The following is a 13451-nucleotide window of genomic DNA, read 5'->3' on the forward strand; positions in this document are numbered from 1 at the left end:
GCTAGAAGCCGAGTTTGCCCAGCTGTTTGGGATCGCGCTGCCAATCCTTGGCGACCTTCACGTGCAGATGCAGGTAGATCCGCACGCCGAGGATATGTTCGATCTGCTGGCGGGCGTTGGTGCCGACCTCCTTGAGCCTGGCACCGCCCTTGCCGATGACGATCGCCTTCTGGCTCGGGCGCTCGACGTAGAGCAGGGCGTGCACGTCGAGCATGTCCTCGTTCTCCTCGCGCGGCAGCACCTCCTCGATGACGACGGCCAGCGAATGCGGGAGTTCGTCGCGCACGCCCTCGAGCGCGGCCTCGCGGATGAGCTCGGCCATGAGGGTTTCCTCCGGCTCGTCGGTCAGCTCGCCGTCGGGGTAGAAGGCGGGACCTTCCGGCATCTTCGAGGCGATGACGTCGACGAGTACCTCGACCTGCTCACCCTTGACCGCCGAGACCGGCACCACGTCGGCGTCGGGACCGAGCAGCCGGGACAGCCCGAGCAGTTGGGCGGCGATCTCGTCGCGGCTCACCTTGTCGATCTTGGTGACCACGCCGAGCACGGTGGTCTTGGGCGCCATCTGCTTGATCTGCTGCACGATCCACCGATCGCCGGGACCGATCTTCTCGTCAGCGGGGATGCACAGCGCGATGACGTCGACCTCGGAGTAGGTGTCGCGCACCAGATCGTTGAGGCGCTGCCCGAGCAGGGTGCGCGGACGATGCAGGCCCGGGGTGTCGACCAGGATCAGCTGCGTGTGGTCGCGGTGCACGATGCCGCGAATGGTGTGCCGCGTGGTCTGCGGACGCGAGGAGGTGATCGCGATCTTCGCACCGACAAGGGCGTTGGTCAGCGTCGACTTGCCGGTATTGGGTCTGCCGACGAAACAGACGAAGCCCGAACGGAATTCGGCGGAGTCACCCGCGCGACCGTCAGCCACCCCGCACCTCGGCGGTGACCGCTGTGGCAGCTGTGGCAGCTGCGTCCTCGGAGTCGTCGACGATCTCGAAGACCGCGCCGTCGCGATCGGTGAACACGATCCGCGCGGCGGGCGAAACCTCGCGCACCGCACCGACACCGGCGTCGGAGAACCTGCCGCCGACCACCGCGGCCGCTTCGAAACCCTCCGCGCCGCTCGAGATCGCGGCGGCGACCGCGGATTGCAGTGCGGTCAGCCGCAACGCGTCCAGTGTCACCTCGCCCGCCGCGTAGGTGCGGCCGTCGGTATCGCGGATCGCGGCACCGCTCACGCCGCCGGTCCGCGCGAGCGCACCGCGAGCAAGAACCACCAGCTTGTTGTCCTCGGCATCCAATTCAATCATCGGTGTCTCCGTCCTCGTGACGATCGGCCGGGCTCTCCCGATCCGATCCATTGCCTTTCCGCTTGCCGTTCTTCTCACCCGCCGCGCGGTCGTCCTCCGACTTCTCGCGCACCCGCTGCGGCGCGCGTCGCACCACGACCGTGTGCACCCGCATCCGCCCCCTGGCGTCCGCGGCGCCCTCGCCGCGCAGGACCAGCCCGTACGCGACCACCTTGGAACCGGGCAGCGGCACCCGGCCCAGTTCGTGCGCGAGCAGGCCGCCGACGGTGTCGACATCCTCGTCCTCGATCTCCAGGCCGTACAGCTCACCCAGATCTTCCACCGACAACCGCGCCGACACCCGGTAACGGCCCTCACCCAGATCTTCCACCGGCGGGGTCTCGTCGGTGTCGTATTCGTCGGCGATCTCGCCGACGATCTCCTCCAGGACGTCCTCGATGGTGACCAGACCGGCGATGCCGCCGTATTCGTCCACCAGCAACGCCATGTGATTGCGACGGCGCTGCATCTCGTCGAGCAGATCGTCGAGCGGTTTGGAATCGGGCATGAAGACGGCCGGGCGCATCACCTCGCGCACCCGCACCTTCCTGCTCCGATCCGCGTACGGCACAAGATCTTTCAGGTAGACGACACCCAGGATGTCGTCGACGTTCTCGCCGACGACCGGAATACGCGAATGGCCGCTGCGCACCGCGAGCGACATCGCCTGTGACGCCGTCTTGTCCGCTTCGATCCAGACCATCTCGGTGCGCGGCACCATGACCGCGCGCGCGGCGGTGTCGCCGAGTTCGAAGACGGACTGGATCATCCGCCGCTCCTCGTCGGCCACGACGCCGCGCTCACCGGCCATCTCGACGACTTCGCGCAATTCGATCTCCGAGGCGAAGGGCCCGTTGCGAAATCCCTTACCCGGGGTGATCGCGTTACCGATGAGGATGAGCAGACGGCTGATCGGACCGAGCACCATGCCGATGAACTGCAACGGCAGCGCCGCCACGAGGGCAAGGGAATAGGCGTGCTGTCGGCCCAGGGTGCGCGGGCCGACCCCGATCACGACGTAATCCACCAGCACCATCACCACGGCGGTGATCAGCAGCGCCCAATTGTCGTTCCAGATCTCGATGAGCGCCGCCGCCAGCAGCACGGTGGCGCTGATCTCGCACAGGATGCGCAGCAGCACCATGAGATTCACATAGCGCGGACGGTCGGCGACGATGCGGCGCAGACGCACCGCACCCGACCGCTCGGCGCGCACCATATCGTCGAGGCGGGCCGGGGAGACGGTGTTGAGGGCGGAATCGATGCCGGCGAACAAACCGCCCACCGGGACGAGCAGGCACGCGAGTAGAACGAGGGTCAGTGAACTCACGCCGGGCCCAGAGCGTCACCCGGTGTGGTGAAACCAGCCTTGCCGAGCAGACGGGCGTCGCGTTCGGCGAGTTCGGCGCGGCGCTCGGCCTCGCGCAGGCTCTCGTACCACTCCTCGAGCAGTTGGGCCTGCAACGCGAACATCTCCTTCTCCTCCTCGGGCTCGGCATGGTCGTAGCCGAGCAGATGGAGGACGCCGTGCACGGTGAGCAGCGCGAGTTCGTGATCGAGCGAATGCCCGACCTTGCGCGCCTGGGTGGCCGCGAACTCGGGGCACAGCACGATATCGCCGAGCATGGACGGACCCGGTTCGGGGCTGTCGGGCCTGCCGCCCGGTTCGAGCTCGTCCATCGGGAACGACATCACGTCCGTCGGACCCGGCAGGTCCATCCAGCGCATGTGCATATCCGCCATGGTGTCGAGGTCGACGAGCACCATCGACAGTTCCGCCGCCGGGTGCACGTCCAAGCGGGCGATCACGAAACGCGCGACGCTGACCAGGCCTTCTTGGGGTACGTCGATCCCCGACTCGTTGGCGATCTCGATGCTCACCCGCACAGCCTATCGGCCGCCATCGGACCGGGTCCGCCCGCAACCCCGCCACGAACCGCACCGCGTCGAGACCCCCGCGACAACGCCGCTCCCGGCCGTACCGCGTCGGCCGTACAGACGCCGACGGCGCCCGGATGATCCGGACGCCGTCGGGTACCGCGTCTTCGATTACCGCCGGTCACCGCGGCCCGCGGCGCGACGCTGCGCCCGGTTTCCCGGGTAGTGCTCGCCGACGGCGGGGCGGGTATCGGATTCGAACTTCTCGTAGGCGTCGACGATATCGGAGACCAGCCGGTGCCTGACCACATCGCTGCTGGTGAGCTGGGCGAAATGGATGTCCTCGATACCGGTGAGGATCTCACTCGCCGCCCGCAGTCCGGACCTGGCGCCGGTCGGCAGATCGACCTGGGTGACGTCACCGGTCACCACGATCTTCGAGCCGAAGCCGAGCCGGGTCAGGAACATCTTCATCTGCTCGGCCGTGGTGTTCTGCGCCTCGTCGAGAATGATGAAGGAATCGTTGAGCGTGTTGTGCGTGAGCAGGAAATCCTCGGTGACATACAGGGAGTCCGCGGCAGCAACCCTGATGCAGACCGCTTCCTCGGTCCCCTCGGATTCGATGCGCTCGATGAAACGCTTCGGCTGACCACCGCCGAATTCCTCGTATTTCGCAGCTTTGCGAGCCAGGCGGAAGGGCACGATCCCCTCCGGCAGCCGAATATCCAGCCTATGAGCATCGGACCGGTGTTCGACCGGTCGCCCCTTCGCTCTGCCGGGTGCACGTCCCTCTGCGGGCCGGAAACCGACATGCGCAATTCCGCCGAGCGACTGAACGAGGAACACGACATCGTCGCGCAACTGTGGGGATACGGTGGTGAACTGGATACGGCAGGTACGCCCGGCCTGTGTGGCGGGCCCGCCATCCGAATCGAGCAGTCCCTGAAGAAGCCCGAGCCGGACGTCGGCATCATTCAGCAGATAGTCGCGCGGAACGAATTTGGTCGCCGAACGGGTGCCCGCCAGTCCCAATCCCCTGACCGCGCTCGTCACCGGGTTCGCGGTGGTAATCATGTCGCCCGGTACACGAACGCGATTCAACACATAGTCCACCGCTGACTTCCGGCGCGCGACAATTCCCGGAACAGCGTCGGCGAGTGCTGATGCGAGTTCTGGATCGTTCGTCGCGAACGACGGAGTCGTGGAGCAGGTGAGGCAGCCGTCACCGAGCAACAGTCCGAGTGCGTACGGGTCGATCGGGACCTGGCGCGATTCGAAGTGAACCGCCGCGCTCAGCAGCGGAAGTTCGTAACGATGATAATGAGCCGCGCGAAGATTGCCGATCATCTCCTTGGTCTGGAGAACCCGCGCAGGCTTACCTCTGCGGCGATCAGCACGGGTATACACCGACCACAGATGATCGCCCGAGGCCAGAGTCGACGCTCCGTCCTGGGTCTGTACTCGATATATCTCCTTGAACCCCTGCGGATAGACGCCCAGCACCTCTGTGGGACGACCATCGGACCCGATCACCGAGTCCCCGACACGAATCTCTCCGATAGGCCGGAATCCCGAAGGCGTCAGCACCTTCGTGCGAAGCGGCTGCGCGCGGCCTCGCATGTACGCCAGGGGCGCGACCTCGATGACACCGGCCGCCATGAGCTTCGGAATCGCCTCCGGATCCATCATGTCGTGCAGCGCGTCGTAGAGCGGGCGCAGGTACGGATCGATCTTCTCGTTGAGCGTGCCGGGCAGGAAGCCCAGCCGCTCCCCCGCCTCCACGGCGGGACGGGTCAGGATGATCCGGTTGACCTGCTTGGTCTGCAACGCCTGCACGGCCTTGGCCATGCCGAGGTAGGTCTTGCCGGTGCCCGCCGGACCGATGCCGAACACGATGGTGTTGGTGTCGATGGCGTCGACGTAGCGTTTCTGGTTCAGCGTCTTGGGCCGGATGGTCTTGCCGCGCCGGGACAGGATGTCCAGGCTCAGCACCTCCGCCGGGGATTCGGAGGTTCCGTCGGTCAGCATCGACACCGTGTGCCGCACCGCTTCCGGCGTCACCACCCGATTGCGGCCGGTCAGCGCGACGAGCTGCTCGATCACCCGCTCGGCCAGCGCCACGTCGGCGGCCTTACCGGTCAGGGTGACGAAATTGCCGCGGACATGGATGTCCGCGTCGAGCAGTTGCTCGAGTTCACGAAGATTCTGGTCCGCCGAACCGAGGAACGGGAACACGGATTCGGGAGCGAGTTCGATACTGGAACGCACGGTTCGCGCTGCGGGGCCCGAGCCCCCACTGTCGCCTGCACCGGTGCCTGCTGCGGGTGTGGTCGGGTCGCCGATCTCGCCTTGTGTTCTCAAAAGTGGCTATAGCCTGCTTCCTGTCTCGATCCTTCGTTGCCCAAAGTTTAACGCGCCCCACCGACACAACACAGTGAATAATCGGGTATGAGCAGCACAGGACGGGCACCCGGCGCACACGGACGGGTTCCCGTACTCTCGACGCCGAGATTCGATCGTGAGGCTTGGCGTGCTCGTACCCTGGGAGATTCGGCGCACCGTTCGGTTTCTCGCCGTGGTGCACATCCCCTGCCGTCGCTGTCGCCGCGCCGCGGAACACGGACTTCGGCAGTTGGTCACCGGATTCGGCGTGAACGGGAAGTCGTGGGGTGAGATCCACACCAGGAGCGCGCTGGAATGCCGCTCCTGCGGCGCCATATCGGAGATTCCGCGAGAGTACTTCCGCCAGTTGCTCCGACGCGCGGCGGCGGCGCGAACCGCGCCGTGGGTGACGGTGACGCCCTACCGCGGGCATCCGAACGCTCGGGGGTCTACCAGCGGGTGGTGAGCGCGCCCAACGCGCCGAGCGCCACGGTCGCGGCGGTGGAGGTACGCAGCACCGTCGGCCCCAGCAGAACCGGGGCGGCTCCGGCCTCGGTGAGCGCCGCGATCTCGGAATCGTCCAGACCGCCTTCCGGGCCGACGACGAGGACGACCTCGCTCGCGCCGGCGAACGGCAGTTCGGTGAACTTGCCCGCCCCCGATTCGTGCAGCGCGGCCACGATCGCGCCACCGGTTACGGCGGTGCGGACCAGATCGACGATCTCGCGGGTCCGATGCAGATCCGCCACCTCGGGAATGTACGGGCGACGGGACTGGCGCGCCGCCGAACGCGCGGCCGCACGCCATTTCTCCACCGCCTTGGCGGCTTTGCCCTCCCAGTTGGCGATGCAGCGGGCGGCCTGCCACGGCACGACGGTGTCGACGCCCGCCTCGGTCATCAATTCGACGGCCAGTTCCGAGCGATCCGATTTGGGCACCGCCTGGATCACCGTGACGGCGGGCGTCACCCGTTGCGCGACAGTGCGATTCAGGATCCGCAGATCGAGCCGGTCGCGCTGGGTCGCGACGACCTCGGATTCGGCGAGCAGTCCGCGTCCGTCCGACAGCGTGATCGGCTCACCCACCCGGATGCGGCGCACGGTGGCGGCATGACGGCCTTCCTGACCGTCGAGGACCGCCACCGCGCCCGTCTCCGGGATGTCGTCCAGATAGAAGACCGTGGCGGCCAACGGGTCAGCGTCCGCTGAACGAGGCGCGCAGCCGGGCGAACAGTCCGCTGTTGTGTTCGGACTGCGCCGTCATGACCTCGGCGCGGTCGCGCTCACGCATGCCCTTGTACTTGCGCAGCAGATCGGACTGTTTGCCGTCGAGTTTGCTCGGCACCACGATGTCGAGGTGCGCGAGCAGATCGCCGCGCGCGCCCGAACGCAGGCGCGGCATTCCGTGGCCGCGCAACACCGAGATCTCGTTGGGCTGGGTACCGGGCTGGATGGTGAGTTCGGTCGGGCCGTCGAGGATGGTGTCGATGACCACGGTGGTGCCGAGCGCTGCGTCCACCATCGGGACCCGGACCGTGCAGTGCAGATCGTCGCCGTCGCGCACGAACACGTCGTGCGGCTGCTCCACGATCTCCACGTAGAGGTCACCCGCGTGACCGCCGCCGGGACCGACCTCGCCCTGGGCGGCCAGGCGAACCCGCATCCCGCTGGCGACACCGGCCGGAATCGGCGCGGCGATCTCCCTGCGGGCGCGCACCCGACCGTCACCACCGCATTTGTGGCAGGGATCCGGGATGGTCTCACCGGCGCCGCGGCAGGTGGGGCACGGACGCGCCGTCATCACCTGACCGAGGAAGGAACGCTGCACCGACTGGACTTCGCCTGCGCCACCACAGGTTTCGCAGCGCACCGGCTTGGAGTTGCCGTTGGTGCCCGCACCGGTGCAGACGTCGCAGAGGATCGCGGTGTCGACGGTCAGGTGTTTGGTGACGCCGACCGCGCATTCGGCGAGGCTGAGCCTGGTCCGCAACAGCGAATCGGCGCCCGCCTGCACCCGGCCGCGCGGTTTGCGCTGGCCACCGGAGGTGTTCATCCCACCGAAGAAGGCTTCGAAGACGTCGCCGAGACCACCGAAACCCGCACCGGAGAATCCGCCCGCGCCACCGCCGCCGGATTCCAGCGGATCACCGCCCAGGTCGACGATGCGCCGCTTCTCCGGGTCCGTCAGCACCTCGTAGGCGGTCGACACCTCCCTGAACTTGGCCTGCGCCGCCTCGTCGGGGTTGACGTCGGGATGCAGTTCACGCGCCAGCTTGCGGTAGGCGCGCTTGAGTTCCTGGTCGGTCGCGTTCTTGGCGACGCCGAGCAGTCCGTAGTAATCCCGTGCCACGTGAGTCTCTTAGTCCTTGGTCGCTCTCCACCGCCGACCTGCCGGCCGGGCGTGGGCTCATCCTTGTCTGCTCCGTTCCGACCGGATACACACGGCGGCACGAACACACACCACCGCCGTCGGCATTAGTCGGATGCACTCAACTTTATCCGGCCGGAAGTTCGAGAGTAACAGCGCCTTCGATCGACACCGTCCGGCCGTGCCCAGCGCTACCTTCACGCTACCTCGGCGGCGCCGAGATCAGCGTTCGGCCAGCACCTCGCCGATGTAGCGTGCCACGGCCGCCACCGAGGCGATCGTGCCGGGGTAGTCCATCCGCGTCGGGCCGAGTACGCCCATACCGCCGAGAATCGCGCCGGAAACACCGTAACCCGTCGAGACCACGGAGGTGCCGCGCATCTGCTCGACCTGGGTCTCCTCGCCGATGCGCACGGTCACCGTTCCCGGTTGCTGGGCCGCTGCCAACAACTTGAGCACGACGACCTGTTCCTCCAGCGCCTCCAGCACGTGGCGCAGCGATCCGGGAAGGCCGAAATCGGCGGCGTTGCGCGTCAGATTGGCGGTGCCGCCGAGCACGAGACGTTCCTCGGGATGTTCGACCAGGGTCTCCACCAGCACCGTCGACACCCGGATCAGTACGTCGCGCAGGGTGCGCGGGGCGTGTTCGGGAAGTTCGGCGACCGCCGCCGACGCGGCCGCGAGCCGCTTTCCGTCCATCGCGCCGCCGAGCATGCCACGCAGCACCGCGAGATCCTCGTCGTCGATGAGCGCGCCGAGTTCGACGAGTCGCTGGTCGACGCGGCCGGTGTCGGTGATGACGACCAGCAGCAGACGTGCCGGATTCAGCGCGACGACCTCGATGTGGCGGACCGTCGACGCGGAGGCGGTCGGATACTGCACGACGGCTACCTGCCTGGTCAGCTGCGCGAGCAGCCGCACGCCACGGCGCAGCACGTCGTCGAGGTCGACGCCCGATTCCAGGAATTCCATGATCGCCCGTCGCTCGGGACCCGAGAGGGGTTTGACCTCGGAGATCCGGTCGACGAACTGGCGGTAGCCCTTGTCGGTGGGAATGCGCCCGGAACTGGTGTGCGGCTGGGTGATGTAGCCCTCCGCTTCCAGCACCGCCATATCGTTGCGGATGGTCGCGCTGGAGACGCCGAGATTGTGGCGGTCGACCAGGGTTTTCGACCCGATGGGCTCCTTCGTCGCCACGTAATCCGCGACGATCGCGCGTAGGACCTCGAAGCGCCGGTCCTCGGTGCTCGACATCGGGCCTACCTCCTCGCTCATCGGTGCGTCGCCGAAAAATCGACGCGCCCGGGCGGGGATTCTCGTCCGCCGGTGCCCGGTTCCGTCTGAGTATTCAGTCTAGTTGCCCTTACACCAATAGCCCGGTCATCGCGCGTGGGCACCTCCGGCTCCGGAGACCCCGCTGCCGGGTGATCGATCGCCTCGATCACCCGGCAGCGAACCCCGGTTCTCGACTACCCGTGGGTCAGTTGCCCACGGCCAGTTCGACCACCGCGGCGACCTCGGCCGGTCGCGATACCAGCGACGCGTGCGAGGCGTCGATCTGGCCGGTGGTGGCGCCCATGCGATCGGCCATGAAGCGCTGCGAGGACGGCGGGATCACCCGGTCGCCCGCCGAGACCAGATACCAGCTCGGCGTATCCGCCCAGGATGGTGCGACGGAGGGCTCCAGATTCGCCGCGATCGCGATCGAACGCTGGTGGGCGATCATGTCGGCGGCGGTGGCGTCGCTGACGTCCTGCGCGAAGACGTCGTGGAACCGGTCCGGCGCGACGTAACCGTCCAGGTTCTTACCCGCGATGCCCTGCGGATCGTCGACCACCGCCACTTGCAGCGCGGGCGGCAACAGCTGGCTGCCGGGGAACCGGATCGGATCGAGCGCCAGCTGGGCGACCTCGCCCCGGACCGGGGCGAATGCCGCGATGTAGACCAGGGATTCGACATCGGGATCGTGGATCTGGGTGATGACGAATCCGCCGTAGGAGTGACCGACCAACACGATGGGCCCGGAGACGGTGTCGAGCGTCCGCTGTACGGCCGCCGCGTCGTAGGCGGGGCCGCGCAACGGATTCTCCGGGGTGAGGACGGTGTAACCGTCGGAGCGCAGCTGTGCCGCCACACCGTCCCAGCTCGTGGTGTCGGCGAAGGCGCCGTGCACGAGGACGATGGTCGGCTGCGGCGCGGCCTGCGCGGGGGCGGCGGCGAGCGCCGCGGTCAGCGACAGTGCGAGCGCGGCGAGACCGCCGCGTAGCGCTGTCCCGAATTTCGTGGTGACGGTCGGCATAACAGAACTCCTCGGGTGAGTGTGTCGTGCGACGGGTGTCAGCTGCCGGGCGGGACGTCCGGCAGGTTCTTCTCCAGGAATTGCAGTGCGGTGTCGGCCAATTCACGCCAGCCGTGATCGGCGGACATGGAGTGGCACCGATCGGGAAGTACGACCAGTTCGGTGACGCCGGGATTGCGACTCTGGAGTTTGTGCGCGGCGCGGACGGTGGCCACGGGCACCGTCCGATCCAGTCCGCCCGCGAACATCAGCAGCGGACCACGTTCGGCGGCGGTGTCGACCTGTGCCTCGCTGCCCGGGACGAAATTCGCTACCGCCGCCTGGAACAGTGGTTTCGCGGGTGCGGGGATCGCGTAGTCGGCGAAGAGCCGATCCGATTCCTCGCGCGGCACCCCGTTGGCGAACGAACGGTGATAACTGTCCGCGCTGTGCGCCCAGGTCTTGCCGCGCAACCAGGGTTTGCCGAGCACGGGTAGCGCGCTGCGTAGCTGGGCGGGCGGCAGCGCGAGCACGCCTTTGAACTGCGCGGGCGCGATGGCGACGCAGGCGGCGGCCGATCCGGCGGCGAGCAGTTGCTGCGCGATCAGTCCGCCGAAGGAATGTCCGATCACCACCGGCGGTGTCGGCAGCGCGGCGATGAGTTCGGTGTAGTGCGCGGTGACCTCGGCGACGCCGCGATTGTTCAGATCGTCCGGGTTCGCCCTTGTCGCCTCCGGCGTCGGTCCGTCACCTGGCCACCCGGGCGCCTGCGCGCGATATCCCGACGCGCTGAACAGTTCGACCCACGGGTCCCAGCTACTGCTGTGCATCCACAATCCGTGGATGAAGACGACCGGACGTACTCCTGACAGGGACACGAAAACTCCTCGAGCTGAACTCGACCGACAATCGGACGTCGATCGAGCATAAATCGCGGAGGGAAACGGCGTTGACTGTGCGAGACGGCTGTGACCGGAGGTACACCATCGGGAGTGACGACGTGCGGATATGTTTCGAAACGAAAATGTTCGCGCGGTCCGGCGCATTCCGAGCATTCCGCCGCGCGGGCGGGTCGGAGGTCCCGCGGGACCTTCGCACGGCCGCTCCGAACACGAGTCGGATCACCGCCGCGTCGCCCGGGCACAGGGGGCCTACCGGCCCTCGGGTGGCACTCCGAGGAATGTCACACCGCGCCGAACCGGAATATCCCGTGTGCCCGAACGCCTGTCGTGAGGATTAGCGCATGCTCTTGGCGTGCTTGCCCGCGAGCGCGTCGAGACCGAGCATCGCCAGCAGCGACTGGCAGTCGTCGGCGTTCTCGGAATGGCTGGCGACGGTCCTGGCGGCGATCGCGCTCTGACGGGCGGTTTCCGCCTTCTCCGCGGCCCGCGCCTCGGCGAACTCGTTCTGCTCGTGGATCAGGGACATGTGACGTGCCGGTGGCATAGGACTCCTCGGGGTTGTTCGGAGCCTATACGGGTTCACCGGTACCGCATAGTGGCGCACGCCCAGAGTCGCGCACGTCGACTGCGGATATGTCACCACGCCGCGCGGTGTCCACCGACTCCTCGCTCCCCGTTTCGAGGCTTCGCACGTCGGCGGGAACGGTACAACGTCCGGCCGGATCCGTCACGGCGACGGCGGCGACGAGCGCCGGGACAGTCGACTGACCGGGCGGGTCAGACGAGCAGATCGCGGACGACGCCGTCGGCCAGGAGCCTGCCCGCGTCGGTGAGGATCAGGTGGGTTCCGGTGCGGCGGGCCAGGCCGTCGCGTTCGGCGCGGGCGATGGCCGGGGCGGCCTCGGGGGCGAGATCGGTCAGCGGCAGGCCGGTGCGCAGACGCAGGGTGAGCATCACGCGTTCGGTGTAGCGCTCGTCCTCGGTGAGGGTTTCCCAGCCCGCCGCGGGCAGGTCGCCGGTGGCCACCCGGTCGACGTAGCGGGCCGGGTGTTTGACGTTCCACCACCGCACACCGCCGACGTGGCTGTGCGCGCCCGGCCCCGCGCCGAGCCAGTCGCCGCCGTCCCAATACCCGAGGTTGTGCCTGCACCGGGCCGAATCGCCCGCCGCCCAGTTCGACACCTCGTACCAGGTGAGCCCGGCCGCGGACAGTCGCGCGTCGATGCGTTCGTAGCGGGCGGCGAGGACGTCCTCGTCGGGCGCGGGCAGTTCGCCCCGGCGCACGCGGCGGGCCAGGGCGGTGCCGTCCTCGACGATGAGCGAATACGCGGAGACGTGGTCGACGCCCGCGGCGAGGACGGCGTCGAGGCTGGCGTCCAGATCGGCGTCGGACTCACCGGGGGTGCCGTAGATCAGATCCAGGTTGACGTGGTCGAACCCCGCCGCCCGCGCCTCTTTCGCCGCCGCGACCGCGCGGCCGGGGGTATGGGTGCGATCGAGTACCGACAGCACGTGCTGGGCCGCCGACTGCATGCCGAGGGAGACGCGGGTGTATCCGGCCGCGCGGATCCGGTCGAAGAAGGCGGGTGCGGTGGATTCCGGATTCGATTCGGTGGTCACCTCCGCGCCCGGGGTGAGGGTGAAATTCGCGCGGACGGCGTCGAGTACCGAGGCGAGGCCGTCGCCGCCGAGCAGCGACGGGGTGCCGCCGCCGACGAAGACCGTCTCGACCGGCGGCGTCGCGCTCGGCAGGTCGCCGAACCGGGCGGCGGCCGTCGCGAGTTCGCCACGCAAACCTTCCAGCCACGACTGCGGCGAGGCCGACGTGCCCAATTCGCCCGCGGTGTAGGTGTTGAAATCGCAGTATCCGCAGCGCGTGGCGCAGAACGGCACGTGGATGTAGATCCCGAACGGTCCGCCGCCGAAATCACGCAGCGCCGGGGTCGTCGGCTCGGCGTTCGTCGATGTCGCGGCGGGTGAACTCACCCCTCCAGTGTGACTGTCCCGGCGCGGGCCGCTGTTTCCGGGCGGACGTGCGGGACCGCCCGTGTGACGAAGTCGATACACCGAACGAAATCCCGCCACACATCGCTTATCGGACATAACGGATGCATCACCACCCGGGTTCAGGCAAGCAACTATGACAGCCGTCACAAATAGACCCGGCGGTACAGGGTATTTCCCCCACTTTCGCGGGAAATACTGGCAGGGCGGTCGGATCGGGCGTTCGTACATGGCACAATGGGCCCCATGCGCGGATCAGGAGTACGGCTTGTGGCACGACGCCACGTCGACTTC

The 13451-nt window shown here is 67.8% G+C and carries 12 protein-coding genes; all 12 read right to left on the reverse strand.

All coding sequences use genetic code 11. The features are described from left to right. Position 1 precedes the first annotated feature (1 nt). The gene (gene era / locus JZ792_RS18655) at positions 2–925 is read right to left on the reverse strand and encodes a GTPase Era (protein ID WP_109523760.1); all 924 of its coding nucleotides are present in this window, start codon (positions 923–925) and stop codon (positions 2–4) included. Beyond that, entirely contained in the window at positions 918–1307 is a 390-nt protein-coding gene (locus JZ792_RS18660; protein ID WP_216911762.1) for a cytidine deaminase-like protein, read from the reverse strand. Before JZ792_RS18660 ends, era begins: the two co-directional genes overlap by 8 nt. Continuing rightward, positions 1300–2676: a hemolysin family protein gene (locus JZ792_RS18665; protein WP_216911763.1), complete on the reverse strand. Its 1377-nt coding sequence runs from the start codon at positions 2674–2676 to the stop codon at positions 1300–1302. Before JZ792_RS18665 ends, JZ792_RS18660 begins: the two co-directional genes overlap by 8 nt. Then, entirely contained in the window at positions 2673–3227 is a 555-nt protein-coding gene (gene ybeY / locus JZ792_RS18670; RefSeq protein ID WP_109523969.1) for an rRNA maturation RNase YbeY, read from the reverse strand. The genes JZ792_RS18665 and ybeY overlap by 4 nt, the downstream gene beginning before the upstream one ends. A 168-nt stretch (positions 3228–3395) precedes the next feature. Next, positions 3396–5492, reverse strand: coding sequence for a PhoH family protein (locus JZ792_RS18675; RefSeq protein WP_308165352.1), 2097 nt, complete (start codon positions 5490–5492; stop codon positions 3396–3398). Between the two features lie 563 nt (positions 5493–6055). Continuing rightward, positions 6056–6796, reverse strand: coding sequence for a 16S rRNA (uracil(1498)-N(3))-methyltransferase (locus tag JZ792_RS18680; RefSeq protein WP_216911764.1), 741 nt, complete (start codon positions 6794–6796; stop codon positions 6056–6058). 4 nt (positions 6797–6800) lie between these two features. Further along, on the reverse strand, positions 6801–7955 hold the full coding sequence (gene dnaJ, locus JZ792_RS18685) for a molecular chaperone DnaJ (RefSeq protein WP_216911765.1): 1155 nt from the start codon (positions 7953–7955) through the stop codon (positions 6801–6803). A gap of 240 nt (positions 7956–8195) precedes the next feature. Continuing rightward, positions 8196–9227 carry a heat-inducible transcriptional repressor HrcA gene (hrcA, locus tag JZ792_RS18690; protein ID WP_109523766.1) on the reverse strand — a complete coding sequence of 344 codons (1032 nt, stop codon included), beginning with the start codon at positions 9225–9227 and terminating at the stop codon, positions 8196–8198. 226 nt (positions 9228–9453) lie between these two features. Further along, entirely contained in the window at positions 9454–10272 is an 819-nt protein-coding gene (locus JZ792_RS18695) for an alpha/beta fold hydrolase (RefSeq protein WP_216911766.1), read from the reverse strand. Between the two features lie 38 nt (positions 10273–10310). Beyond that, positions 10311–11129 (reverse strand): alpha/beta hydrolase, encoded by an 819-nt coding sequence (locus tag JZ792_RS18700; protein ID WP_308165353.1) that lies wholly within the window; start codon positions 11127–11129, stop codon positions 10311–10313. Positions 11130–11487: 358 nt separating this feature from the next. Next, positions 11488–11697: a hypothetical protein gene (locus JZ792_RS18705; RefSeq protein ID WP_109523768.1), complete on the reverse strand. Its 210-nt coding sequence runs from the start codon at positions 11695–11697 to the stop codon at positions 11488–11490. A gap of 233 nt (positions 11698–11930) precedes the next feature. Next, positions 11931–13139, reverse strand: coding sequence for a radical SAM family heme chaperone HemW (hemW, locus tag JZ792_RS18710; protein WP_216911768.1), 1209 nt, complete (start codon positions 13137–13139; stop codon positions 11931–11933). Between the last annotated feature and the right edge of the window lie 312 nt (positions 13140–13451).

Origin of the sequence: Nocardia noduli, assembly GCF_019038455.1 — a bacterium.
Lineage (GTDB): Bacteria > Actinomycetota > Actinomycetes > Mycobacteriales > Mycobacteriaceae > Nocardia > Nocardia noduli.

Excerpts from the sequence above, each read along its gene's own strand:
- JZ792_RS18660 (WP_216911762.1), bottom strand. The coding sequence starts at position 1,307 with ATGATTGAATTGGATGCCGAGGACAACAAGCTGGTGGTTCTTGCTCGC.
- JZ792_RS18695 (WP_216911766.1), bottom strand. The coding sequence starts at position 10,272 with ATGCCGACCGTCACCACGAAATTCGGGACAGCGCTACGCGGCGGTCTC.
- hrcA (WP_109523766.1), bottom strand. The coding sequence starts at position 9,227 with ATGTCGAGCACCGAGGACCGGCGCTTCGAGGTCCTACGCGCGATCGTC.
- JZ792_RS18705 (WP_109523768.1), bottom strand. The coding sequence starts at position 11,697 with ATGCCACCGGCACGTCACATGTCCCTGATCCACGAGCAGAACGAGTTC.